Annotated in this window: 17 protein-coding genes and 1 riboswitch; of the genes, 14 read left to right on the forward strand and 3 right to left on the reverse strand. The window is 68.6% G+C overall.

Annotation, left to right across the window (positions count from 1 at the left end):
* The first annotated feature begins 29 nt into the window (after positions 1-29).
* The 3 genes from topA (at position 30) to OG474_RS19530 (ending at position 6058) form a co-directional block, all read left to right on the forward strand.
* Positions 30-2801, forward strand: a complete 2772-nt coding sequence (topA, locus tag OG474_RS19520) for a type I DNA topoisomerase (RefSeq protein WP_405063761.1) — start codon at positions 30-32, stop codon at positions 2799-2801.
* A gap of 10 nt (positions 2802-2811) precedes the next feature.
* The gene (locus OG474_RS19525; RefSeq protein WP_405063762.1) at positions 2812-3243 is read left to right on the forward strand and encodes a Fur family transcriptional regulator; all 432 of its coding nucleotides are present in this window, start codon (positions 2812-2814) and stop codon (positions 3241-3243) included.
* Positions 3244-3310: 67 nt separating this feature from the next.
* Positions 3311-6058, forward strand: coding sequence for a glycoside hydrolase family 2 TIM barrel-domain containing protein (locus OG474_RS19530; RefSeq protein WP_405063763.1), 2748 nt, complete (start codon positions 3311-3313; stop codon positions 6056-6058).
* Positions 6059-8430: 2372 nt separating this feature from the next.
* Here OG474_RS19530 and OG474_RS19535 read toward each other — a convergent pair.
* Positions 8431-9849 carry a PLP-dependent aminotransferase family protein gene (locus OG474_RS19535; protein WP_405063764.1) on the reverse strand — a complete coding sequence of 473 codons (1419 nt, stop codon included), beginning with the start codon at positions 9847-9849 and terminating at the stop codon, positions 8431-8433.
* A 64-nt stretch (positions 9850-9913) separates the two neighbouring features.
* On the opposite strand from OG474_RS19535, the gene OG474_RS19540 reads away from it, so the two are divergent.
* From OG474_RS19540 to OG474_RS19570, 7 genes are all read left to right on the forward strand, one after another.
* Positions 9914-11023, forward strand: coding sequence for a pyridoxal phosphate-dependent aminotransferase (locus OG474_RS19540; RefSeq protein WP_405063765.1), 1110 nt, complete (start codon positions 9914-9916; stop codon positions 11021-11023).
* A 10-nt stretch (positions 11024-11033) separates the two neighbouring features.
* On the forward strand, positions 11034-13040 hold the full coding sequence (gene tmk / locus OG474_RS19545) for a dTMP kinase (RefSeq protein WP_405063766.1): 2007 nt from the start codon (positions 11034-11036) through the stop codon (positions 13038-13040).
* Positions 13037-14206 (forward strand): DNA polymerase III subunit delta', encoded by a 1170-nt coding sequence (locus tag OG474_RS19550; RefSeq protein ID WP_405063767.1) that lies wholly within the window; start codon positions 13037-13039, stop codon positions 14204-14206. The genes tmk and OG474_RS19550 overlap by 4 nt, the downstream gene beginning before the upstream one ends.
* 145 nt (positions 14207-14351) lie before the next feature.
* A complete protein-coding gene (locus tag OG474_RS19555) occupies positions 14352-14999 on the forward strand; it encodes a DUF4190 domain-containing protein (RefSeq protein ID WP_405063768.1) in 648 nt (215 codons plus the stop codon).
* Between the two features lie 33 nt (positions 15000-15032).
* The gene (locus tag OG474_RS19560) at positions 15033-16142 is read left to right on the forward strand and encodes a DUF4190 domain-containing protein (RefSeq protein WP_405063769.1); all 1110 of its coding nucleotides are present in this window, start codon (positions 15033-15035) and stop codon (positions 16140-16142) included.
* Positions 16143-16345: 203 nt separating this feature from the next.
* Positions 16346-17386 carry a stage 0 sporulation family protein gene (locus tag OG474_RS19565; RefSeq protein WP_405064597.1) on the forward strand — a complete coding sequence of 347 codons (1041 nt, stop codon included), beginning with the start codon at positions 16346-16348 and terminating at the stop codon, positions 17384-17386.
* Positions 17383-18924 carry an alpha/beta hydrolase gene (locus tag OG474_RS19570; RefSeq protein ID WP_405063770.1) on the forward strand — a complete coding sequence of 514 codons (1542 nt, stop codon included), beginning with the start codon at positions 17383-17385 and terminating at the stop codon, positions 18922-18924. The genes OG474_RS19565 and OG474_RS19570 overlap by 4 nt, the downstream gene beginning before the upstream one ends.
* On the opposite strand, the gene OG474_RS19575 is transcribed toward OG474_RS19570, so the two are convergent.
* On the reverse strand, positions 18921-19541 hold the full coding sequence (locus OG474_RS19575; RefSeq protein WP_405063771.1) for a hypothetical protein: 621 nt from the start codon (positions 19539-19541) through the stop codon (positions 18921-18923). The two genes, OG474_RS19570 and OG474_RS19575, sit on opposite strands and share 4 nt — an antisense overlap.
* Positions 19542-19648: 107 nt before the next feature.
* Here OG474_RS19575 and OG474_RS19580 point away from each other — a divergent pair, with 107 nt between their 5' ends.
* Entirely contained in the window at positions 19649-19990 is a 342-nt protein-coding gene (locus OG474_RS19580) for a sterol carrier family protein (RefSeq protein ID WP_405063772.1), read from the forward strand.
* Between the two features lie 126 nt (positions 19991-20116).
* Here the strand turns inward: OG474_RS19580 and OG474_RS19585 are convergent, their stop codons facing one another.
* A complete protein-coding gene (locus OG474_RS19585; protein WP_405063773.1) occupies positions 20117-20908 on the reverse strand; it encodes a hypothetical protein in 792 nt (263 codons plus the stop codon).
* Between the two features lie 136 nt (positions 20909-21044).
* Here OG474_RS19585 and OG474_RS19590 point away from each other — a divergent pair, with 136 nt between their 5' ends.
* The 3 genes from OG474_RS19590 to OG474_RS19600 all read left to right on the forward strand — a co-directional run bounded on the left by OG474_RS19590 (position 21045) and on the right by OG474_RS19600 (position 24562).
* On the forward strand, positions 21045-22346 hold the full coding sequence (locus tag OG474_RS19590; protein ID WP_405063774.1) for an MFS transporter: 1302 nt from the start codon (positions 21045-21047) through the stop codon (positions 22344-22346).
* A gap of 13 nt (positions 22347-22359) precedes the next feature.
* Entirely contained in the window at positions 22360-23331 is a 972-nt protein-coding gene (locus OG474_RS19595) for a hypothetical protein (protein ID WP_405063775.1), read from the forward strand.
* Positions 23322-23515: riboswitch (cobalamin riboswitch) on the forward strand. It overlaps the preceding gene by 10 nt.
* Before the next feature lie 24 nt (positions 23516-23539).
* Positions 23540-24562, forward strand: a complete 1023-nt coding sequence (locus OG474_RS19600) for an ABC transporter substrate-binding protein (RefSeq protein ID WP_405063776.1) — start codon at positions 23540-23542, stop codon at positions 24560-24562.
* Positions 24563-24568 lie beyond the last annotated feature (6 nt).

Raw genomic sequence — 24568 nt, forward strand, 5'->3', positions numbered from 1 at the left:
GGCAGGAACGGCGGTGCGAGAGGAGCACGGTGGCAGGGGCAACAGGGACGAAAGCCGCGGCGGCGGGATCGTCGTCGGGCGGTGGACGACGGCTGGTGATCGTCGAGTCGCCGAAGAAGGCGCGGATGATCGCGGGCTTCCTGGGCGCCGGATACGTGGTCGAGTCGAGTTTCGGCCACATCCGGGACCTGCCGAAGGGCGCGGACGAGATCCCGGCGAAGTACAAGGGACTGCCCTGGGCCCGGCTCGGCGTCAACATCGAGGACCACTTCGACCCGCTGTACGTCGTACCGGCCGACAAGAAGGCCCAGATCCGCAAGCTCAAGGATCTGCTCAAGGACGCCGACGAACTCTTCCTCGCCACCGATGAGGACCGCGAGGGCGAGGCCATCGCGTGGCATCTGCTCGACGAGCTGAAGCCGAAGGTCCCGGTCAAGCGGATGGTCTTCCACGAGATCACGCCGAAGGCGATCCAGGACGCGGTCGGCGCGGCCCGCGACATCAACGAGTCGCTGGTCGACGCCCAGGAAGCACGCCGCATCCTGGACCGGCTGTACGGCTACGAGGTCTCGCCGGTGCTGTGGAAGAAGGTCATGCCGAAGCTCTCGGCGGGCCGGGTGCAGTCGGTCGCGATCCGGATGGTGGTCGACCGGGAGCGGGAGCGGATCGCGTTCCGTTCCGCGTCCTACTGGGACCTGGACGCGAAGCTCGACGCCGGCGAGGGCAAGACGCCGCGGATCTTCCCGTCCCGGCTGGTCTCGGTGGACAGCCGCCGGGTCGCCCAGGGCCGGGACTTCGCGTCGACCGGTGAGCTGAAGACCGGCACCACGGTCCACTTGGACGAGTCGACCGCCACCGCGCTGGCCGCGGCGCTGCGGGACTCCACGTTCAAGGTCCGCTCGATCGAGTCCAAGCCGTACACCCGTAAGCCGTACGCGCCGTTCCGGACCACCACGCTGCAGCAGGAGGCCGGGCGCAAGCTCAACATGTCCGCCTCGCAGACGATGCAGATCGCGCAGCGGCTGTACGAGAACGGAAACATCACCTATATGCGTACCGACAGCGTCACGCTGTCGGAGACGGCGATCACCGCGGCCCGGGCGCAGGTCCGCGAGCTGTACGGCGCGTCGTACCTGCCGGACAAGCCGCGGGTCTACACGTCCAAGGTGAAGAACGCGCAGGAGGCCCACGAGGCGATCCGTCCGGCCGGGGAGCACTTCCAGACCCCGGCTCAGACGGGTCTGTCGGGTCCGGAGTTCCGGCTGTACGAGCTGATCTGGATGCGGACGATCGCGTCGCAGATGAAGGACGCGGCCGGTAACAGCGTCTCGATCAAGATCGACGCCAAGGCCTCGACCGGGGAGAACTGCGAGTTCACCTCGTCCGGCCGGGTGATCACCTTCCACGGCTTCCTGAAGGCGTACGTCGAGGGTGCGGACGACCCGTCCGCCGAGACCGACGACCGTGAGACCCAGATCCCGGACGTCTCCGAGGGCGACGTGCTGCCGGCGACCGAAGTACTGGCGTCGGGTCACGAGACCAAGCCGCCGTCGCGCTTCACCGAGGCGACGCTGATCGCCCAGCTGGAAGACCGCGAGATCGGCCGGCCGTCGACGTATGCGTCGATCCTGGGGACGATCCAGGCCCGCGGTTACGTGTACAAGAAGGGCACGGCGCTGGTGCCGGCCTGGCTGGCGTTCGCCGTCGTGCGGCTGCTCGAGCAGCACTTCACGCGGCTCGTCGACTACGCCTTCACCGCGTCGATGGAGGACATCCTCGATGAAGTTGCTTCAGGCAACCTTCAGCGCGAGGGTGTGCTCGGTAACTTCTACTTCGGCGACGGCGACACCGAGGGGCTGCAATCGATGGTCACCGATCTCGGTGACATCGACGCCCGCGAGATGTCGACGTTCCCGGTCGGCGGTGACGACAGCGGTGTGGTCGTTCGCGTCGGGCGCTACGGGCCGTACGTCGAGGACAAGGACGAGCGGCGCGCCAACGTGCCGGAGGACCTGCCGCCGGACGAGCTGACCATGGAGAAGGCCCAGGAGCTGCTGGAGCAGCCGTCCGGGGTCGAGATCGAGCTGGGCGACGCGCCGGACACCGGCCTGAAGGTGGTCGCGAAGGCGGGCCGCTTCGGTCCGTACGTGACCGAGGTGCTGCCGGAGGACGCGCCGAAGGGCGCCAAGCCGCGGACGGGTTCGCTGCTGAAGTCGATGCAGCTGGACAGCATCGGGCTCGACGACGCGATGAAGCTGCTGTCGCTGCCGCGGGTGGTCGGCAAGGATCCGGAGAGCGGCGACGAGATCACCGCGCAGAACGGGCGCTACGGGCCGTACCTGAAGAAGGGCACGGACTCGCGGTCGCTCACCTCCGAGGACCAGATGTTCGAGATCACCCTCGAGGAAGCGCTGAAGATCTACTCCGAGCCGAAGCAGCGGGGCCGGCGCGCGGCCGCACCGCCGCTGAAGGAGCTCGGCGCGGACCCGGCGTCGGGTGAGCCGATCGTGGTGAAGGAGGGCCGCTTCGGTCCGTACGTCACCGACGGGGAGACGAACGCGACGCTCCGCAAGGACGACGACGTCGAGACGATCTCGCTGCTGCGGGCCGCCGAGTTGCTGGCGGACAAGCGGGCCCGTGGCCCGGTGAAGAAGAAGGCGCCCGCGAAGAAGGCCCCGGCCAAGAAGACGGCCGCCAAGAAGACCACGGCAGCCAAGAAGACCGCCGCGAAGAAGACGGCTGCCAAGAAGGCTCCGGCCAAGAAGGCTCCGGCGAAGAAGACGGCAGCGAAGAAGTCCTGAGGGGGCGCTCATGACGAGTGCGGTCGAAGTGTCCGCGCAGCGGTTGCGGGATCGGGGTGAGCGGGTGACCCCGGCCCGCCTCGCGGTGGTCGAGGTGCTCGCCGGGACCGAGGAGCACCTGAGCGCCGAGCAGATCGGTGAGCGGGCCGAGGCGCTGCGGCCCGGGATCCACCGGGCCACGGTCTACCGGGCGCTGGACGCGCTCGGCGAGTTCGGGCTCGTCACGCACGTCCACCTCGGCCGCGCCGGTACGACGTACCACCTGGCCGGTGACCTCGCCCCGCGGCACCTGCACCTGCGCTGCTCGGAGTGCGGGACCGTGTACGACGCTCCCGGCGACATCCTGGAGTCCGCCCGGAAGAAGGTCCTCCGCGAGCTCGGATTCCACCTCGCCCCGGAGCAGGTCGCCCTCGTCGGCGTGTGCAAAACGTGTCGACCCTGATTCGCCCTGTCCATATTTGTTGACGAGTGTGGATTTGTGCGCAGCTGTGGGCTTAGGCTCATGAGCTGTGAGCTACGTCGAGGACTTTGCCCCCGGTCAGAATGTGTTGCCGGCCCGCGCTTGGCTGGATGACGACACCGCGCGTGTCGCGCTGAGCGGGGACTGGAGCTTCCGGCTGTCGCCGAGTGTGGCCGACGCCCCGGACGATCTGAAGGATCCGGACACCTCCGGCTGGGACACCCTCGCGGTGCCCGGGCACTGGCAGCTGAGCGGGTACGGCGCTCCGGCGTACACGAACATCGTGTATCCGTTCCCGCTGGAACCGCCGTACGTGCCGACCGAGAACCCGACCGGCGACTACGTGCGGACCGTCGCCGTACCGGCTGACTTCGCCGGGTCGCGGATCGTGCTGCGGTTCGAGGGCGTGGACTCGCGGTTCGCGGTCTGGGCGAACGGTTCGTTCGTCGGCTGGTCGTCGGGTTCGCGGTTGCCGAGTGAGTTCGACCTGACTTCGCTGGTGACGCCGGGGTCCGAGGCGCAGATCGCGGTCCGGGTGCATCAGTGGTCGGCCGGTTCGTACCTCGAGGACCAGGACATGTGGTGGCTGTCCGGGATCTTCCGGGAGGTCAACCTGCTGGCGTTGCGGCCGGGCGCTGCGACCGACGTGTTCGTGCACTCGTCGTACGCCGATGGGGTCGGCACGTTGCGCGTGGACGCCGACGTTGCCGGGACTGTCGACATACCGGAGCTTGGTCTTTCGGTTCCTACTGGTGCTTCGGTGACTGCTCTCGTGGAGCCGTGGAGTGCGGAGAGCCCGCGCCTGTACGACGGCGTGCTGCGGACCGACGGTGGTGAGGTCCGGCTGCGGATCGGGTTCCGGACGATCGCGATCGTGGACGGCGTGTTCACGGTGAACGGGAACCGGGTGCTGTTCAACGGGGTGAACCGGCACGAGTTCCACCCCGACCGCGGTCGCACTCTGACCGAGCAGGATATGCTGGACGACGTACTGATCATGAAGCGGGCGGGACTCAACGCCGTCCGCACGAGTCACTACCCGCCGCACCCGCACTTCCTGTCGCTGTGCGACGAGTACGGGCTGTATGTGGTGGACGAGTGTGACCTGGAGACCCACGGGTTCGGGTACGAGCCGCAGCCGCCGGACCTGCCGAACCCGGTGATGGACCCGCGCTGGCGCGACGACCTGGTCACCCGGATGCAGCGGATGATCGGGCGCGACAAGAACCACCCGTCGATCGTGATCTGGTCGCTCGGCAACGAGTGCGGGATGGGCGAGAACCTGCGCGCGATGTACGACGCGGCGAAGGCGATCGATCCCTCGCGGCCGGTGCACTACGAGCGTGACACCGAGGCCGAGTTCGTCGACATCTACTCGCGGATGTACACCGACCCGGCGGGCTGCGCGGAGATCGGGGCGGACCCGGCGTCGTACCGCGGGCTGCCGTTCATCCTGTGCGAGTACGGGCACGCGATGGGGAACGGGCCGGGCGGGCTGCTCGACTACCGCGAGGTGTTCGAGAAGTACCCCCGCTGCCAGGGCGGGTTCATCTGGGAGTTCATCGACCACGGTCTGCGGACGACGATCGACGGCCGCGAGGTCTACGCGTACGGCGGCGACTTCGGCGAGACGATCCACGACGGCAACTTCGTCTGCGACGGCCTGCTGTTCCCGGACCGGACGCCGTCGCCCGGCATGCTCGAGTTCGCCAAGGTGATCGAGCCGCTGCGGATCGTTGCCGATGGCAAGGGCGTCACGATCACCAGCCACTACGAGGTGCTCGACACGTCGCACCTGACCTTCCGTGCGGTGGTCGAGGTCGAGGGTGAGCAGGTGTCGTCGGAGGTGCTCACGGTCGCCCCGATCGCTCCGGGGGAGACGGTGTCGCTTCCGCTTCCGTACGACGGCTCGCAGCCGGAGACGTGGGTGACTGTCTCGGCCGAGCTCTCTTCTGCCGCTTCCTGGGCAGATGCAGGCCACCGCATCGCGTGGGGCCAGGTCCGGCTCGACGAGCCGGCCGTGGCGGTTGCTGCTGCTGGTTCGCCTGCAGAGGTGAGCGCCGGCGTACAGGGCATCAGCTTTGGCACGGTCTCCAATGCTCGGATTGAGGTGTGGCGGGCGCCGATCGACAACGACGTACAGCCTGGGGTTGCCGATGCTTGGCGCGAGGAGGGTCTGCACCGAGTGCAGCACCGCATCGTCTCGGCGGGCGAACGCGACGGAGCCTGGGAAGTCATCACCCGTACGGCGCCGCCCGCATTGCAGTGGGGATTGCGCAGCACGTGGCGCTGGACCGCCGTCGAGGGTGGCGTGCAGCTCGAGCTGAACGTCGTACCGGAAGGGCAGTTCCCGAAGGTGTTGCCGCGGCTGGGCATCACCTTCGAGGTACCGAAGGTCGACCGCGTCGAGTGGTTCGGCACCGGCCCCAACGAGGCCTACATCGACACCCGTGAAGCCGCCGCGGTCGGCAAGTACGCGTCCACGGTCGCCGACCTGCAGACGCCGTACGTCCGCCCCCAGGAGAACGGCCACCGCATCGACACCCGCTGGGTCCAGCTCGACACCCTCCGAATCGATGCCATCGGCAACCTCTTCGGCCTCACCGTCCGCGACTGGACCACAGCCGACCTGGAAACCGCCACCCACACCGCAGACCTGAAGCCCGGCGCCAAGACCCACGTGACCCTGGACCTCGCCCAAACCGGCGTAGGCACCGCCGCCTGCGGCCCAGCCCTCCCCGACCGCGACAAGCTCCACACCGCCCCAGCCACCCTCACCCTCCGCTTCACCCAATAACCCAACCCCCCACTTCAACAGGCAACCCCCCACTGGATGCGGCAACCCCCCAATCCAAGGGATGCCCATCGAGTTGGGGGGTTGCCCATCGGAAACTCCAGTGGGCAACCCCCCAACTGAAGGGATACCCATCGAGCTGGGGGGTTCGCCCACGGCCGGGGAACCCAGTCGGCGGGGCGAGGGGCGTACGGACCGACGGGTAGTGGGTGCCGCGACATCGCGATGCCCGGGCTCGGTCACGCGGGCCGGTCGGCTCGCTGGCTACCCACCGGCGACCACTACCCGTCCGTCGGTACGCCGCCCGCCCGCTGCCGCGAGGCTTCCCGCCTGCCGATGGCGTTCGGTGGGTTCACCCGGCCAACGTCCGAACGATCGGAGTACGTGGCCTGCGTGTTCTTCGGACGTTAGCCGCGACGACTGCAGGGTTTGCGGGGATCCACTGCCGCTGGGTGACAGTAGATCCACGCGAAGCTGCATCCGCGGAGTGAATCGCCCACCAGAGCACCGAGCACACCCCCGAATCGCGGGCAGAGCTCGGGTTCGCTCGTCTTTGTGGAGCGTCGTTGGCGCTGGGTGCACATTTGGTTCCACAAAGGCGGTTTCGCCCGCCTGCGGCGGCCACCGAAGCGCCCTGTACGGCGGGTCTGTGGCTGAGGGGGATGGTGCGGTCGGCGATCGAAGCCACCTTGCCGATGGTTGACGGGCTATGGCTGAGCTACCTGACAGGGCCGCGTTAACAAGTGACCGTTGCCGGGTGTTGGCGTTACTGCAGGCCAGCGACAAGCCACCCGTGACGGTCAGCTTCTAGGCGCCCTCGCGACCGGCCGCAACCACAGCCCGTCAGCCACAGGAAACGGGGAGCCGCGGTCACCGACCTCGCCATCCGGCCCAGCCACAGACCGCCCAAGCCACACCGCTTCAGTAGATCCGGCCGCAGCGGCGACCAGCCACTGCGTACGTCGTCGGCCGGATCCGAGCGCTCGGACGGGACGAGCGCCTTCGGGAAGGCGGGGTTCCTGGCCAGCCAAAGCCCCCAACCACCGCAACCGATCACCAATCCACGGACGCCTCTGCGGGGTTCTACTGCCGGTGAGAGCCAGTAGATCCCCGCAAACCCTCATCCGCTCGCCTTTGTGGACCCTCGTTGTCGCTGGGAGCCTGTTGCGATTTGGCAGGCGGGGTCCTCCCCAAACTGGTTTGGGGAGGATTTGGGACCGATTCGGGGGGTGAATGCTCCCCGGTCCGCTGTCCGGGGGGAGGAGACTCTCCCCGAACTGATTTGGGGAGCGGGATCGCGGCAGGTGATCGGTCGCGGTGGTTGGGGGCTTTGGCTGGGCAGGAACCCCTCCTTCCCGGATGTGCTCGTCCCGTCCCGCCGCTCGGATTCGGCCGGCGGCGTTCGCGGTGGCTGGTCGCCGCTGCGGCCGGTTTTACAGGGACGGGTGGCTGGGCGGGTCTGTGGCTGGGCCGGATGGCGAGGCCGGTGACCGAGGTTCCCCGTCGCCTGTGGCTGACGGGCTGTGGTTGCTCCCGACGGCGAGGAGGCCTGTCAGCTGACCCGCCGCGGTGGTTGCTCCCGCCGATCAGGAGGCCTGCTAGCTGGCCCGTCGCGGTGGTTGCTCCCGACGATCAGGAGGCCTGCTAGCTGGCCCGTCGCGGTGGTTGCTCCCGACGATCAGGAGGCCTGTCAGCTGACTCGCCGCCGCGGTTGACCACTGCGGTTCAGGTCACCTGCCTCGCCAGCCCTGGCCTGCGGAAATTTGGCTGGATATCCGTTCAAGTTGACCCTTCTCTGCTCAAATATTGAGGGGAGAACCAGCAACTCGCGGGGAGATCCCCTCGTTTTCCGGGACCGCAACCGAAGCCCGGAAGCTCAAGCAGCCGAAACTGTGGTCACCGGCCTCGCCATCCCCCTCAACCACAGACCACGCCCACCTAGCGCTTCAGTAGATCGGCCGCCGCGGCGACCAGCCACCGTGTACGTGTCCGGCCTGTCCGGTGCGGCGCGAATCGGGGGCACACCAACACCCCGCGAACATGCACTAACCGCGACCAGCCGCCTCGTTGCATCTTTGTGGAGTCCTACTGCCGCTGGGCGCCTATTTGGTTCCACAAAGGCGGTTGCGCCCACCTGCGGCGGCCACTGAAGCGCCCAGTACGGCGAGTCCGTGGCTGAGGTGGACGGTGCCGCTCGGTGAGCAACCACGCGCCGACCTCACCGGCCGCATCCCAGCGCGCCCCGCCGTACAACGTCCGAAAGAACCGCCGTGGGCGTGTGCCTCGGCCGGTGACACCTGGTGGGTTCACCCAGCGGGTGGTGGGTTCTGGACTCTCATGCGGGTACAGAAGCCACAAGCTCACTGGGGAACCCATCAGATGGCTATTAGGGGGCGGGTGGGGGTGGGGCGCGTGGGGGCTTGGTAGGCGTGCCAGGCGGACCTCAGGCGGCTGACGGATTCGGTGAGGGTGGGTTCGGGGGTGTGGAAGTGGAGGCGGATGTGGGTGGTGCTGTTGCCGGTCAGGTCCAGGCCGGCGCCGGGGAGGACGGCTATGCCGTGGCGGAGGGCGGTTTGGGCGAAGGAGTTGCCGTCGCCGGTGGGGAGGCGGATCCAGAGGACTTGGCCGCCGGTGAGGGTTGGGTAGCGCCAGGTGGGGAGGTGTTCGGCGAGCAGGGTGGTGAGGTGGGTGTGGCGGGTGGCCAGGGTGGCGCCTACGTTCAGGGCGTCCAGTTGCGGGACCAGGTGGGCGGCGGCCAACTGGGCGGGGACGTTGCCGCCTAGGTCGTGGACGGCGCGGAGGCGGGCTAGGCGGGTGATGAAGGGGGCCGCGGCGCGGATCCAGCCGATGCGGAGGCCGCCCCAGATGCTCTTGCTGAGAGAGCCGATCGAGATGACAGAAGGCCCGTACGCCGCCATCGCGGTCGGCCGTTCCTGGCCGGGGAAGCCTAGGTCGGCGGGGACCTCGTCTTCGATCAGCGGTACGTCGGCCGCGGCCGCGGCGCGCGCCAGGCGCTGCCGGTCCAGTCGGGGCAGCACTGAGCCGGTCGGGTTCTGGTACGTCGGAATCACGTAGGCCAAGGCCGGACGCCGCTCCCGGACCGCACTCTCGAAGCCGTCCAGCCCGACCGGCAAACCACGGAGGACCGCACCCTGCTCCCGGAACACCTCCAGCGCACCAGGGAACGTTGGCGCCTCAGCCAGCACCTGATCCCCAGGTGACACCAGTGCGTGGGCCAGCAACGACAGTGCCTGCTGGCCGCCGTTGGTCACGAGCACCTGGTCAGCCACGGTCGGTACGCCGTACTGCGTGTAGCGGGCGGCGATCGCCGTACGGAGGGACAGATGGCCGTAGGGGTAGTACCCGATGTCGCCAGTGATTGCCGCGAGCTCCGGGATGATCCGCTGGTAGGCCTCGGCCAGCTCGGGCGGTGGTTCGCCGGGTGCTGCACAGATAGCGAGCAGTACGCCGTCGTCCCGCGTCTCGAGTGCGCCCAGGAAGATCGGATCGGCCGGCAGATCCTCAGACGCGACCGGAGCGCCGGCGACCCGCGTCCCACTGCCCTGGCGTCGAGTGATGCGGCCTTCAGAACGCAGCAGGTCGTAGGCGGCGACCACTGTGGTGCGCCCGACCGCGAGCGCCTCGGCCAGGGTGCGGTCGGGCGGTAGCAGCGCGCCGCCGGGTAGTTCGCCGTCGTCGATCAGCTGCCGCATCCGGGCGGCGAGCAGGACATACAGAGGCCCTCGGCCGGAGGACCACCGGCCGAGACGGTCACACAGCTCGATTGGTCTCATTGGCAAACCAATTCTGCCGGATTGGCTCTGGGGTGACCAGCCCTCGCCTTGGAGCATCAGAGGTATGGCGAACTTCGTGCGCAACCCCATCCAGACCCTGTCCGACACCCACCCGCGGTACGACCTCGGTGAGAGCTACGGCCCGGAGCTGCGCCTCGCTGACCTACTGACGCCCGAGATCGCCGAGCTGGAGCTCGGCTACGGCACCTCTCAGGGCGATCCGAAGCTGCGGGCCGCGATCGCCGCCGCGCACGACGTCGAGCCCGAGCAGGTCATCGTCACGATCGGCGGGCAGCACGCGATCTTCCTGCTGGCGTTCCTGGTCGCAGAGGGCGGTCAGGTCGTCACGACCGCTCCGCTGTTCCCGATGGCTCGCAACGTCTGCCATGCGGTCGGTGCTGAGGTCAGAGTGGTCGAGCTGACCTTCGACACCGGCTACCAACTCCAGGCAGCAGATGTGATCGCCCAGCTGACCTCAGACACGAAGCTGGTCAGCCTGGCGAGTCCGCAGAACCCCTCCGGTGTCGCCATACCGCTCCGGGTGTTCCAAGAGATCTACGCAGCCATGGCGTCCACCTGCCCAGATGCGTACCTACTGGTCGACGACACCTACCGCACCGCCTCGTACGGCGACGCCCCGATCGCAGAGTCGACCCTGCAGCTCGGCAACAAGGTGGTGACCGTCGCATCCCTGTCGAAATGCCACGGCGCGGCCGGACTGCGCACCGGCTGGGCGATCAGCACCGACGCGGACCTCATGGAGCGGCTGGTGACCGCGAAGTTCAGCACGGTCGTGACCGGCTCACCGATCACCGAGGCGCTGGCGGTTCGCGTCTTCGAGCTGCAGGACGAGATCCTCGCCGTACGGCGACCTTGGCTGGCCGATGCGCTAGCGACCACCGAGCAGTGGGTGCAGGCGAACGCCGAGCTCGTCGAATGGGTCCGCCCGGACGCCGGAGCGCTGTGCTGCGTCCGGCTCCGCCCGCAGATCGACCTCGACCGATTCCGGGAGGCGGCCGCGGAGCTGAGCGTGCGGCTCGCTGACGGGGAATGGTTCACCGACGAGCCGCGAGTGTTCCGGCTCGGTTTCGGCTACCCGCCGCCAGTCGATCTGAAGGCCGGCCTCGACGTCCTGACCACCGCACTGCACAAAGCTGTCCAACCAGCCGACTAGTCTTGGCGGCGTGCCGGAGGTATATGACCCGCTGACCGATCCTGCACCCGCGCACGACGTGCGCGCGGTGTTGCGGATCCGGGCGTTCCGGCGGCTGTGGATCGCGTTCGGGCTGTCCAGCCTCGGCGACTGGATCGGGCTGCTGGCGCTGACCGCGATGGCGAAGTCGTTCGCCGGTGACGACTACCAGGCGGCGAACTTCGCCATCGGTGGCGTGCTGTTCCTCCGGGTGCTGCCCGCGCTCGTGATGGGGCCGGTGGCCGGCTGGGTCGCCGACCGGCTCGACCGGCGCGCGACGATGATCCTCGGCGACTTCATCCGGGCCGCGTTCTTCGTCAGCATCCCGATCGTCGGCACGCTGACCTGGGTGCTGGTGGCAACGGTCCTGATCGAGATCGTCAGCCTGATCTGGGGTCCGGCCAAGGACGCCAGCGTGCCGAACCTGGTGCCCCGGCACCGCCTCGAGGCGGCCAACCAGCTCAGCCTGATCACGACGTACGGGTCGGCGCTGCCGGCGGCCGCGATCTTCACCGCGATCACTCTGGTCAGCCGCTGGGCGGGTGCCCTCTCAAATAGCACGCTTTTCGCGATCGACCTCGCGGTCTACGTCAATGCTGCGACCTTCGCTGTCTCCGGGTTCGCGATCATCTCGATCCGGGAGATCGGCCGCGCCGTCCACGACCACGAGGACCACCCGACGCTGTGGCGGACCATGGTCGAGGGCTGGTCCTACGTGACCGGTACGCCGGTCATCCGCGGTCTCGTGGTCGGGATCTCCGGCGCGTTCGCGGCCGGCGCGGTGGTGATCGGCCTCGGCCGCACGTATGTCGAGGATCTGCACGCCGGCGACCCCGGGTACGGCGTTCTGTTCGGGGCGGTCTTCGGCGGTCTCGCGCTCGGGATGGGGTTCGCCCCGCGGATCTTCTCCGGACTGTCCCGCCGGCGGCTGTTCGCGGCCGGTCTGGTCGGATCGGGGATCTGCCTGGCCGGGCTGGCGCTGATCCAGCAGATCGAGATCGCCACGATGATCGCGATCCTGCTCGGCTTCAACGCAGGTGCGTCCTGGGTCTCCGGATACACGCTGCTCGGTCTCGAGGTGCCGGATGCGGTGCGCGGCCGGACGTTCGCGTTCGTGCAGTCCGCCGTCCGGACGGTGCTCGCGGTCACGCTGGCGATCGCGCCGTTCGTGGCCGGTGCGATCGGGCGGCACACCTATTCGATCTCCGGTCATTCGGTGAGCTACAACGGCGCCTCGATAACGATGCTGATCGCAGCGGTCGTCGCCGGCGTGATCGGGCTGCTGGCCTGGCGCCAGATGGACGACAGACCCGGCGTACCGTTCTGGCGCGACCTGCGGCGCAGCTTCGGCAAGACGCCGGGCGTCTACCCGACGACCGGGCTGTTCATCGCGATGGAGGGCGGGGACGGCGCGGGGAAGTCGACGCAGTCCGCCCTGCTCGTCGAGTGGTTGCAGGAGCAGGGCCAGCAGGTGGTGCTGACGCGCGAGCCCGGTGCCACCGACCTCGGCCAGGAGCTGCGGCGGATCATCCTCGACCCCGCGACCGGCGACATCTCGCATCGCGCCGAGGCGCTGATCTACGCGGCCGACAAGGCTGAGCACGTGGACTCGGTGATCAAGCCCGCGCTGAAGTCGGGCGCCGTCGTGATCACCGATCGGTACGTCGATTCTGCCCTTGCCTATCAGGGTTCCGGGCGCGACCTGGAGGTGGCGGACGTCGAGCGGGTGAACCGCTGGGCCACCGACGACCTGCGCCCGAACCTCACCATCGTGCTCGACCTGCCGCCGAAGAACGGGCTCGGCCGGTTCGCCGAGCGGGACCGGATCGAGGCGCAGTCGGCCGACTTCCACGAGCGGGTCCGGAACGCCTTCCTTGAGCTGGCTGCCGCCGAACCCCAGCACTACTTGGTCATCGATGCCACCCAGGACCGCGACGACATCGCCAAACAGATCCGCGGCCGTCTCCAACCCCTGCTGCCAAAGGTGACCACGGTATGACGGTTTGGGACGACTTGGTCGGGCAGGAGCCGGCGGTCGCCGTACTGCGGAAGGCCGTGAGCGGCGCTGCGGCGGCGGTGCGGGGTGAGTCCGGCGCTGCCGTGGTCGGGATGACGCATGCGTGGCTGATCACCGGGCCGCCCGGGTCAGGGCGGTCGAATGCGGGTCGTGCGTTTGCTGCGGCGTTGCAGTGTCATCAGGACGGCTGTGGCGAGTGCAACGACTGCCGGACGGTTCTCACCGGAGCGCATCCGGATGTGTCGCTGATCCGGACCGAGCTGCTGTCGATCCGGGTCAGTGAGATTCGCGAGCTGGTACGCCGGGCTGCGATGAGCCCGACGCAGGGCCGGTGGCAGGTGATGGTGATCGAGGACGCGGACCGGCTCACCGAGCAGGCCGCGGACGCGTTGCTGAAGAGCATTGAGGAGCCCGCACCGCGCACGGTGTGGGTGTTGTGCGCACCGACCGTCGAGGACGTCGTGCCGACGATCCGGTCGCGGTGCCGGCTGCTGGTGCTGCGGACCCCGCCGGTGAACGCGGTGGCGCAGATGCTGGTGAAGACGCTCGAGATCGACGCGGAGCTGGCCGGGTTCGCGGCGCGGGCCGCGCAGGGGCACATCGGACGCGCTCGGGCGCTGGCGCGGGACGAAGAGGTCCGGGCGCGGCGATCGCGGGTGCTCGAGGTCCCGTTCGCACTGCGTGATCTCGGGGCGTGCCTGAAGGCTGCCCAGCAGCTGGTCGAGGCGGCCAAGGAAGAGTCGAAGGCGAGCGCGGAGAAGGTCGACGAGAAGGAGCGGGCCGCGCTGGAGCAGGCGCTCGGCGTCGGCACCAAAGGCGCGAAGCCGCGCGAGGCGAATGCCGCGCTGAAGGAGCTCGAGGACCAGCAGAAGGCGCGCGCCAAGCGCTGGGAACGCGACGTACTGGACCGGTCACTGGTTGATCTGATGGCGCTCTACCGCGATGTGCTGGTGCTCCAGACCAAGGCCGGGACCGAGCTGATCAACGCCGAGCTGACCCGGCAGATCGAGGCTCTGGGCGCGCGGACCACGCCGGAATCGACGGTACGGCGACTCGGCGCGATCACCGCCTGCCGCGAGGCGATCGAGACGAACGTGGCACCGCTGCTCGCGCTCGAGGCGATGACGATCGGCCTGTTCGAAGGCTAGACCAACGCTTGAGACGGCCGTCCGATGGCTGGACGGCCGGTGTAACACCGGCGCTGATCCGAGCGATGTCCGTGTGTCCGGGCAAAGCAGACCGCTCGGCCGCTTCGCCGAACGGACGCCCATGGTCACCCAGCCGCCTTCACCGATGCAGCCTGCGCGGCCGTCATTGCCGTCGGCCGAGTCGTGGCTGACGGGCGTGCCGACGCCCGCGCAGCAGCGGCAGGACCGGTACGCCGTGGCGGCGCTCGTGACGGCACTGCCCGGGCTGGTGCCGGTCGCGCTGGTGCTGGCCGGGATCGCGTTGCGGCGGATCAAGCGCACCGGCGGCCGCGGCAAGCGGTTCGCGTACGGCGCTCTGGTGGTCTGCGTGTGTTGGGGGATCATCACCGGGGTCGCGGTCGCGCTCGGACTGGCCGGGCAGTTGCGGGATGGGGTCGGACGGACGGTGCCGATCGCCCAGGTCGATGTCGGGCGCTGTTTCGACGCCGAGCTGGAGGCGGACACGCTGCGGATGGCGAGGATCGCGAACTGCCGGACCGCGCACAGCGGCGAGGCCTACGCGAAGGTGCGGGCCGAGCTGTCCGGACGGTCCCCGGAGGAGACCCAGACGATCGCGACCCGGGAGTGCACGAGCGCGTTCGGCACGTTCATCGGGAAACCGTACGAGCAGTCGGAGCTGGACATGTACTACGTGGTCCTGGAAGATCGTGCTGTTGCTGACGGCAACGTGTTGTGCCTGGTGGGGCTGCCGGGGACCCGCCTGAGCGGTAGCATGCGCGGATCGCAGCGGTAGCACGGTGCGCGGGGGAATCATCTGGGGGAAGTCGTGAGTCAACCACCGTACGGCCAGGAACCGGGCCGCCCACAGGACACTCCGAGGTCCTTCCCGAACTACGCGCGCCCGGACGACACCGTGCCGGACGAGGCCACGCAGCCGCTTCCGAGCTCGGATCCGACGCAGGTGCTGCCTACCCGGACTCAGCCGCTGCCGACGCAGTCGGGATGGGTCGCGCCGGGTCAGCCGTCGACCGGTGCCACGCCCGGGCCATCGCAGTACGGGCCGCCGGCCGCCCAACCGCCGTACGGGCAACCGAGTCAACCGACCTACGGTCAACCGGCCCAACCGCCGTACGGGCAACCGAGTCAACCGGCTCAACCGCCGTACGGGCAACCAGGCCACGGACAACCGAGCCACGGGCAGGCGCCGTACGGGCAGCCTGGTTATGGGCAGCCGCCCGGACCGCCGCCGTACGGGCAGCCGCCGGTGGGGTATCCGGTCGCCTACGGGTACGGGTATCCGGGGCAGGCCAGCAGCACCAACGCGTTCGCGATCGCCTCGCTCGCCTGTGGGGTCGGCGGGTTCGTGATCGGGATCTCGGCGCCGTTCGGCGTCGGGTTCGGGATCGCGGCGCTCGTGCAGCTCAAGCGCCGGCCGCAGGACGGCAAGGGGATGGCGATCGCCGGGATCATCACCGGCGGCCTGGTCACCTTCTTCGGTGTGTTGATGATCGCGTTGATCGGCCTCGGGATCGCGTACGGGGGCGACGACTACGGCTCGTCGGAGGACCCCGCCAGCTCGTCGAGCTCGGGCACGTACGTCGAGGACCTGGCCGTCGGAGAGTGTTTCGACGACGGCAACGAGGACGGCGAGGTGACCCGGAAGGACTGCTCGCTCGGCCATGACGGCGAGGTCATCTCCAACGTGTCGCTCCCGGAAGGCCCCTATCCGGGGGACCGCAAGATCGACCTGGCCGGCAAGGATCGCTGCGCCGCCGAGTTCGCCACCTATGTCGGCATCAGCGCGGACAAGTCGATGTTCGACCTCGGCTGGTTCACCCCGACCGAGGACAGCTGGGACGAGGATCACGACCGGCTGGTCGTCTGCACCGCCACCGGCGGACCCATCACAGGATCGGTCAGAGGGCTCAAACGCTGATCAACCGCACCTGAGAGGGTGCTTTGGAGCTCCAGACCTACTGCGGGGCACTCGGCACGGCACCTCGCCGCACGGGTGCAAAGCGCTAGATGCTCCGCATCGAACCCTTCGCCCCGCGCACCGAGCCACCGCACCGAGCACCTCCTCGCTACGGCCTGGAGCTCCAAAGCACCCTCTCGGGCAAGTACTCTGACGGCGTGGGCATGGTGATGGCGGTGTCGTTCGAGCGCTACGGGCGGCTGTATTACCTGGATCCCGGCCCGCATCGACCGCGGGTCGGGGACAAAGTGCTGGTCCCGACCGACGACGGGCCCGAGGTGGCCGAGTGCGTCTGGGCGCCGCAGTTCGTAACCGAGGAGATCGGTGGGCTGCCGCTGTGTGACGGGATCGCCAGTACGGCGGACCTCGATCGCGACGAGCAGAACCGGCAGCGCCGGGCCGACGCCCGGGTGATCGCCAAGCGGCTGATCCGGCAGCACGACCTGCCGATGAAGGTGGTCGGGATCGACTTCGTCGACCGGCGGGCCGAGGTCGACCAGTTGGTGATCGTGTACTTCTCCGCGCCGCACCGGGTGGATTTCCGGGAGCTCGTCCGGGATCTGGCCCGCGGTCTGCGGGCGCGGATCGAGCTCCGCCAGGTCGGTGCCCGCGACGAGGCCCGGCTGCAGGGCGGGATCGGGCCGTGCGGGCGGGATCTGTGCTGCGCGACCTTCCTGAAGGACTTCGAGCCGGTCAGCGTGCGGATGGCGAAGGACCAGGACCTGCCGCTGAATCCGCTGAAGATCTCCGGCGCGTGTGGGCGGCTGATGTGCTGCCTGAAGTACGAACACCCGCTCTACCAGGAGTACAACGCGAAGGCCCCTGCTGTCGGCACCGCCGTGGAGACCCCTGCGGGTGATGGAGTGGTGGTCGGGCACAACGTCCCGAGCGACACCGTCGTGGTTCGGCTGGCTGCTTCCGGTCGGCGCTGCGCCTGCAGCCGCGCGGACGTGTGCTCACCGCGCCAGCAGTACGAAGCCTCCAGTACGACGACCCCGGACGCCGTACCGGTCGAGCTCTCTGTACGCCGGGAGCCCGAACCCCAGCCAGAGGTCGTGGAACCGCCGGCTGAGCCAGCAGCGGAAACGACCGAGGCCGTAGCGGAAACGACCGAGCCAGTAGCGGAGACGACCGAGGAACGGCGGCAACGCAAGCCCCGACGCCGGCGCCGTCTGAACCACGAAGAGGGAGACCCCGAGCAGTGAAATTCCGCAAGACGACCGTAGTCGTGGCCGCTCTGGCGGTACTGCTCAGCGGATGTGGTGTGGCGAGCCGGGCACAGGACGCCGACGGCGGCCCGACCGGGACGAGCACCGGTGGGGGCCCGTCGAAGGGGCCGGCCGGGCCGATTCCGGCGGGGCTCGAGCAGTTCTACAACCAGCAGCCGGAGTGGGAGCGCTGCGGTAGCAACCAGCAGTGCGCCACGATCAAGGTGCCGCTGGACTACACCAAGCCCAACGGCAAGACGATCGAGCTGAGCGCTCGCAAGGTGCTCGCTCGCGATCGCGCCGGCCGGATCGGCACGCTGTTCATCAACCCGGGTGGTCCGGGCGGATCGGGCGTGGAGTTCGCCGCCTCGGCCGGGTTCGTGCTCGGGTCGTCGCTGCTGCGCAAGTTCGACGTGATCGGCTGGGATCCGCGCGGGGTCGGCCAGTCGACGCCGGTGAAGTGCCTGGACACCGAGCAGCTGGACAAGTTCATCGCCGCGGACGGCAGCCCGGACGACGAGGCCGAGATCACCGAGCTGAACGACGAGGCCAAGATCCTGGCGGACGGTTGCCAGCAGCGTTCCGGCGAGCTGCTCCCGCATGTCGGGACCAAGGACGCCGCCCGCGACATCGACGTACTCCGCGGCATCGTCGGCGACACCCAGCTGAACTACCTGGGCATGTCCTACGGCACCTTCCTGGGCGCGACCTACGCCGAGTTGTTCCCGAAGAACGTCGGCCGGCTGGTGCTCGACGGTGCGGTCGACCCGTCGAAGACCTCGGAGGAGAACAACATCGCCCAGGCGAAGGGCTTCGACACCGCGCTCGACGCGTTCGCCGAGGACTGCGCTCAGCGGCAGTGCCGGCTGGGCAACAGCAAGACCGAGATCCTCGGCAAGGTCGACAAGCTGATCAACGACAGCGACGCGAACCCGCTGCCCGGTTCCGGGAACCGCAAGGTGACCCAGGCGATCGTCGTACTCGGGGTGATCTACCCGCTCTACTCGCAGGAGCTGTGGCCGCGGCTCGAGGACGCGGTGCTCGACGGTCTCGACGGCAAGGGCGCGCGGCTGCTCGCGCTCGCCGATCAGTACACCGAGCGCGAGAGTTCCGGCTACGCGAACAACCAGAACGAGGTCATCTACGCGGTGAACTGCGTGGACCGGCCGGACATCGCCTCGGTCGCGCAGGCCAAGGCCGAGGAGCCGAAGTACAAGGCGGCCTCACCGCGGTTCGGCTCGTTCCTGCTCTGGGGCTCGCTCGCCTGCGCGAACTGGCCGGTCAAGGCTGAGGACAAGCCGCACGCGATCAAGGCGGCCGGCGCGAAGCCGATCGTCGTGGTCGGTACGACGCGGGACCCGGCGACGCCGTACGACTGGGCTGTCGGGCTGGCCAAGCAGCTGGACAGCGGCGTGCTCGTCTCCCGCGACGGCGACGGTCACACCGGCTACAAGGCCGGCAACTCCTGCGTCGACGGCATCGTGGAGACCTACCTGCTGTCGGGACAGGCGCCGACCGCCGACGTCAGCTGCTAGTTCGGGCGGTTGTTCGGGTCCGGCAGCTGGAGCGATGACGTAGCGCGCTCCAGTACGGCGCGCAGAGCGGCCTCGTCCTGTGGGCGACCACCAACGGTGATCTCGACGGCCGTGCTGCTGCCGTTGTCGGCGGAGATCCAGCGGGACAGGCCCATCCGCGGGCCGCGGGCGCCGTCGACATACGTGTAGACGAGCGTGCCGTTGTCGCGGCTCAGCACGTTGAGCTGCGTCTCCTTGATGCTGCGCTCGCGATCGCTCACCTGACGGTCCGGGGCCTTGCTGCTCCCGCGGGTGTCGAAGCGGATCTGCCAGACGCCGCTCGGGTCCTGGAACCGTGGCCGCTCGCCGTCCTGGTTGGCTCGCCACGTCGTCGGAACCTCGGCCGAGACCGGGCTCCGATCGGTGCCGAAGGTCTGGGCTGCGAACTGCAGGCTGTCGCTCTGCAGACCGTCGCCGCGGGGTGTCGGGCTCGAAGGGGTTTGCGTGACCACGACATCGGTCGCCCGCTTGTCGTCGTCACCGTTGCCGTTGATGGCCAGCACGGTGCCGAAGACTGCGACACCGACGGTCATCCCCGCCAGTGTCATCAGCAGCGCCTGGTGCCTGGGCGTGAGCATCCCGACCTCCCTGCCAATTGATGCAGCCGTTTCTCAGGCTTGATTATCGTCTACGAAGGGGGCGTCCCGACAATTTTGTCCATGGACGGCGCGTACGCTAACCCGTCGTGAGCACGCCCTTTGATCAGGCCCTGGAGCGGTACGACGCGGGCACCGCCGAGCGTCCCGACCTGAAACTGCTGACCAAGGAGCTGCTGAAGCTCCTGGTCGCGAAGGCGCCCGGCCACGCCGTCGAGGTCCGCGTCCCGCCGTACGGCGCTGTGCAGTGCATCGAGGGGCCCCGGCACACCCGCGGGACTCCGGGCGCGGTGGTCGAGCTGCCGCCCGAGCTGTGGATCGAGCTCGCCCTCGGCCGGACCACCTGGCCCGAGGCGCGGAGTACCGGGAAGCTTCGCGCGAGTGGTGAACGCACCGACCTCAGCGAATTGTTGCCCCTGGTAACCACTTGATGACTAGCAGATATGAATTGGGCATAAAGGGGCCGCGACACCCCGCCCCGGGTGCCGCGGCTACTGGTATAGACGTGTTGGGACGCCGGAAAGTTCGCTCGCTGAAGAAAATCAGCGATTAATTTCTCAGCGCCCGGCGGTGGATGTGTGCCAGACCACAGTGCGGCCGACCATGATCTGGACATCGCCGGTGTTCTGCAGGACCAGGGCGGAGCCCTTGCGAGTGGTCTTGCTGGACCACAGTGGCACCTTCGCGGCGCTGTAAACGACCAGGTTGCCGTCGGTCTGCATGACCGCGAACGCGCCCTTGCTCTGCGTCTTGGTGCTCCACAGCGGGGTCTTGCCGTTCTTCACCAGCACCAGGTTGCCGTCGGTCTGCATCTGCAGGCGGTAGACGCGGTTCAGCGACGTCAGGTACTGCGGAGTCTGCAGGAGCCGGCCGGCGCCGAGGACCTGGACCACCATGTAGCGGCTCCAGTTCGGCTTGTTCCGGGTGTTGTAGATCACCAGGTTGCTGTCGTTCTGGACGACGAGCCGGGCGTTCGGGCTGGTGCCGGTGTTGCTCTGCCAGATCGCGGTCCGGCCGACGACGACCTCGAGGTTGCCGTTCTTCTGCATCACCACGACGGCGCCCTTGCGGTTGGTGGCCGTCGACCACAGCGCACTCTTGCCCTTGTAGAGCACCGCGTTGCCGTCGGTCTGCATGACGAACGTGTACTGGCCGTTCGTCGAGCGGATGAACTGACCGGCCCGCAGGACCTGGCCGGGCTTCAGTGCGTCGTACACCTTGGTGGCGCTCGTGGCGGCGGTCGTCGTGGCCTGCGCGGTGGCGGGCACGAGCAGCGCGCCGGTGGCGGCCATCGCCCCCGCGGCGAGGGTGGCGAGCACCTCGGTGCGTACCGACTTGGTCGAGATCATCCGGTTGTCTCCGTCTGTCCTGGGGTTAGGGCGTGTCTCTCAAGTTCTCCGAGATTGACGCCGAGGGCAACCAATCGGTTCCACGGTAGGGAGAAAAGGGTTCTTCGCCTGGGCGGAGTCCTGACAGGATGTGCCGGTGGCAGCAAGTTTCCGAGCGCGGCTCGCCCGGCTGCGTGTCGATCTGACTCCGTGGCGTGGTTCCCGAGACTTCCGGATCCTGGTGGTCTCGGGCTCGATCTTCTTCCTCGGCAGCATGTTCGGGTACGTCGCCCTGCCGTACCAGCTGTACTCGCTGACGCACTCGAACTTCGCGGTCGGCGCGATGGGCCTGATCAACATCGCCCCGCTGGTCGTCTTCGGCCTGTACGGCGGTGCGCTGGCCGATCACGTGGACCGGCGAAAGATGCTCATCTTCACCGGGATCGCGCAGGTCGCGGTCTGCGCCGTACTGCTGAGCAACACGCTGCTGTCCAACCCGCAGGTGTGGATCATCTACGTCTGTGGCGCACTGAACGCGATCGCCGCGTCACTGCAGCGACCGAGCCGGGACGCGCTGTTCCCGCGGGTGGTGAAGCATTCGGAGCTGCCGGCCGCGGTGGCACTGAACGCGTTGACCATGCAGACCGGTCAGCTGGTCGGTCCCGCGCTGGGCGGAGTCCTGGTCGGGACGGCCGGAATCGGCTGGGCCTTCGGGATCGAGCTGGCCGGGCTCGCGATCGCGACCCTGATGTACATGCGACTGAAGCCGTACCGGGTCGGCGAGCATTCGCAACCACCGAGCCTGCGCGTCATCGGCGAAGGCATCGTGTACGCCGCGCGCCGCAAGGACCTGCTCGGCACGTACGTCGTGGACATGGTCGGCATGTTCATGGCGATGCCGATCGTGCTGTTCCCGGCCTTCGCGACCGAGGTGCTGAAGGAACCGAAGCTGCTCGGCGTCCTCTACAGCGCCGAGGCTGTCGGCGCGATGATCGCGACGCTGACCATCGGCTGGACCAGCCGGGTGCATCACCACGGCCGAGCCGTCGTGATGGCGGCGGCCTGCTGGGGTGCCGCGATCGGAATCGCCGGTCTGGCGCCGAATATCTGGTTCGCGGTCGTCTTCCTCGCGTTCGCCGGCGCCGCGGACATGGTGTCCGGCATGTTCCGTTCGGTGATCTGGAACCAGACGATCCCGGACGAGAGGCGCGGCCGGCTGGCCGGGATCGAGATGCTCTCCTACATGCTCGGCCCGCTCGGTGGGCAGGCCCGGTCCGGCCTGGTCGCCGACCTGACGAGTGTCCGCACGTCGATCGTCAGCGGCGGCATCCTCTGCGTGGCCGGCGTCGCGGCCACCGGAGCCGCCCTGCGCGACTTCTGGCGGTACGACGCACGCACCGACGAGCACGCCGTCCGGGAGCGCGAGCTGCGGGCTGAGGCCGAAGCCGACGAAGCGTAGGCTTTGGCACACCATGCGTATCCGTCCGGTAGTGCCGATCGCCGTCCTCGCAGTGCTGCTCAGCGGTTGCGGTGGACCGGGGCAGGAGACTGCTCCGAGCGTGCCGCCGCTGGTCTCGGTTCCGACGACGCCTACCGAGACTCCCTCGGCAACGCCGTCGAGCACCCCGTCGTCCTCGAAGGTCGCCGACACGGTCTGCGTGCGGATGGACCAGCAGCTGGTGCAGACCACGCTTGCGGCTCCCGCCGTGCAGATTCAGCCGCAGAACTTTCCGGCGGACTTCGGCGTACCGGCGACTTATGACATCTGCCAGCTCGGCCTGAGCGCGACTCCGACCGGGCCGGTGCTGCGGGTCGGGGTCTCGGTGGAAACGGCGACGACGGCCACCCTGGCCGCGGCTCAGAAGGCGAGCAAGGGCGCCAAGCCGGCGGTCGTCGGTGCGAGCAGCTTCGGCACCAAGGCCCCCGGCTTCGGAACGGACAGCTTCGTGGTCTTCCTCCGCGACGGCCGGCTCTACAAGGTCGCCGGCCCGAAGGCCACGCTCGCGAAGTACGTCGTGCTCGCGGAGGAGGTGGACCGGCAGGTGGGCGGGCTGCCCGAGCCGCAGCCGTTGATCATTCGGCCGGACTGCGAACGTGGTTCGTCGGCCGCGGCCAAGGTGATGGGCGTGCCGGCGTACATCCGTCGGGACGGTGCGACGGAGTCCGGCGACCTGGTCTGCGGTTGGGTCGCCGCGAACAGCGTGCTGTCCACGTCAGTACGCCGTACGCCACAGGCCAAGACGTTGATGACCGCGATCCGGACGACGCCGACCGCGCAGGCGCTCCCGCTGGGTGACGAGGGGTACGTCGACACCGCGACGGGGCGGACGACGATCCGGATCGGCGACGACCGGCTGATCGATTTCGTGCCGCTACCGGCCCGGGCGATCAACCCGGACGTCATGACGCAGTTCGCGCTGGCGATGGTCTCGCAGTACCGCTGAGGTACTGTGGCGGCGCCGTGGTGCTCGGGAAGCCGGTTCAATGCCGGCGCGGCCCTCGCCACTGTGATCGGGAGTTCACCGGCAGTCCCTCGTGAGGGAGGTCACTGGCCGGTTGGCTGGGAAGACCAGGCCGGTGAACTGAGTCCCGTCAGCCAGGAGACCGGCCACGGCATGTGATCCGTCCACGAGGTGCTGGAGGAGCGGTCCTGTGCTGCGTAAGTCCGTCATTTTTGCCCTGATGCTCGGTCTGGTGACCGGTTGCGGCACGACCACCGCGGTGAATCCGCCGGGGTCGACGATCACCGTGAAGAACTGCGGGATCGACGTCACCGTCCAGGGTCCACCGAAGCGGGTGTTCGCGGCGTACCAGCCGGCCATCGAGATGGCGCATGCGCTGGGGATCTCGGACCGCCTGGTCGGTACGGCGTACCTGGACGCGGAGGTGCTCCCGGAGTACGCCGGCGCGCAGGGCAAGGCGAAGTACTACAAGAACCTGCCCAGCCGGGAGGAGCTGCTCGCGGCGAACCCGGACTTCGTGCTGTCCGGGTTCAACGACGTGTTCAGCGCCGGCGGTGGCAGCGACCAGAGCTTCGGCAGCCGTAAGAGCCTGGCCGAGCTCGGCGTCCAGACCTGGATCTTCAGCCCGCTCTGCCCGACCGCGGACGGCAAGGGCGACGAGGCGATCGATCCGTCCAGCGTCACGATGGACAACGTGTACGCCGACCTGCGCGGCCTCGGCAAGCTGTTCGGGGTCGAGGACCGGGCCGAGGAGGTCATCGCGGACCAGGAGAAGCGGATCGCCGCGGTCGAGGCCAAGGTGAAGAACGCGCCGAAGCCGACGGTCGCGATCCTGCGGCCCGGGCTGGAAGGCGGCGGGCTGACTGTCTCGGGTGGTCCGGACTTCGGCACGGTGCTGATCAAGCAGGCCGGTGGCGTGAACGCGTTCGCCGACCTGACCGCGAAGCGGAACGTGAAGATCGGCGTCGAGGAGCTGATCAAGCGCAATCCCGACTACATCCTGATCAGCGGGTGCTGCGACGCGGCGCTGACACCGGCCGCGACCAAGCCGGACGTGGACAAGCTGCTCGCGAACCCGGCGTTCCAGAATCTCAAGGCCGTCCGCAACAAGCACGTCGTACCGTGGCTGTTCGCGAATCACTCGGCCGGGGTGCGCGGTGCGTACACGACCGAGGACATCGCCAAGACGATTCACCCCGATCTGTTCAAATAACGTGCT

Source organism: Kribbella sp. NBC_01505, from assembly GCF_045040285.1.
Classification (GTDB): Bacteria; Actinomycetota; Actinomycetes; order Propionibacteriales; family Kribbellaceae; genus Kribbella.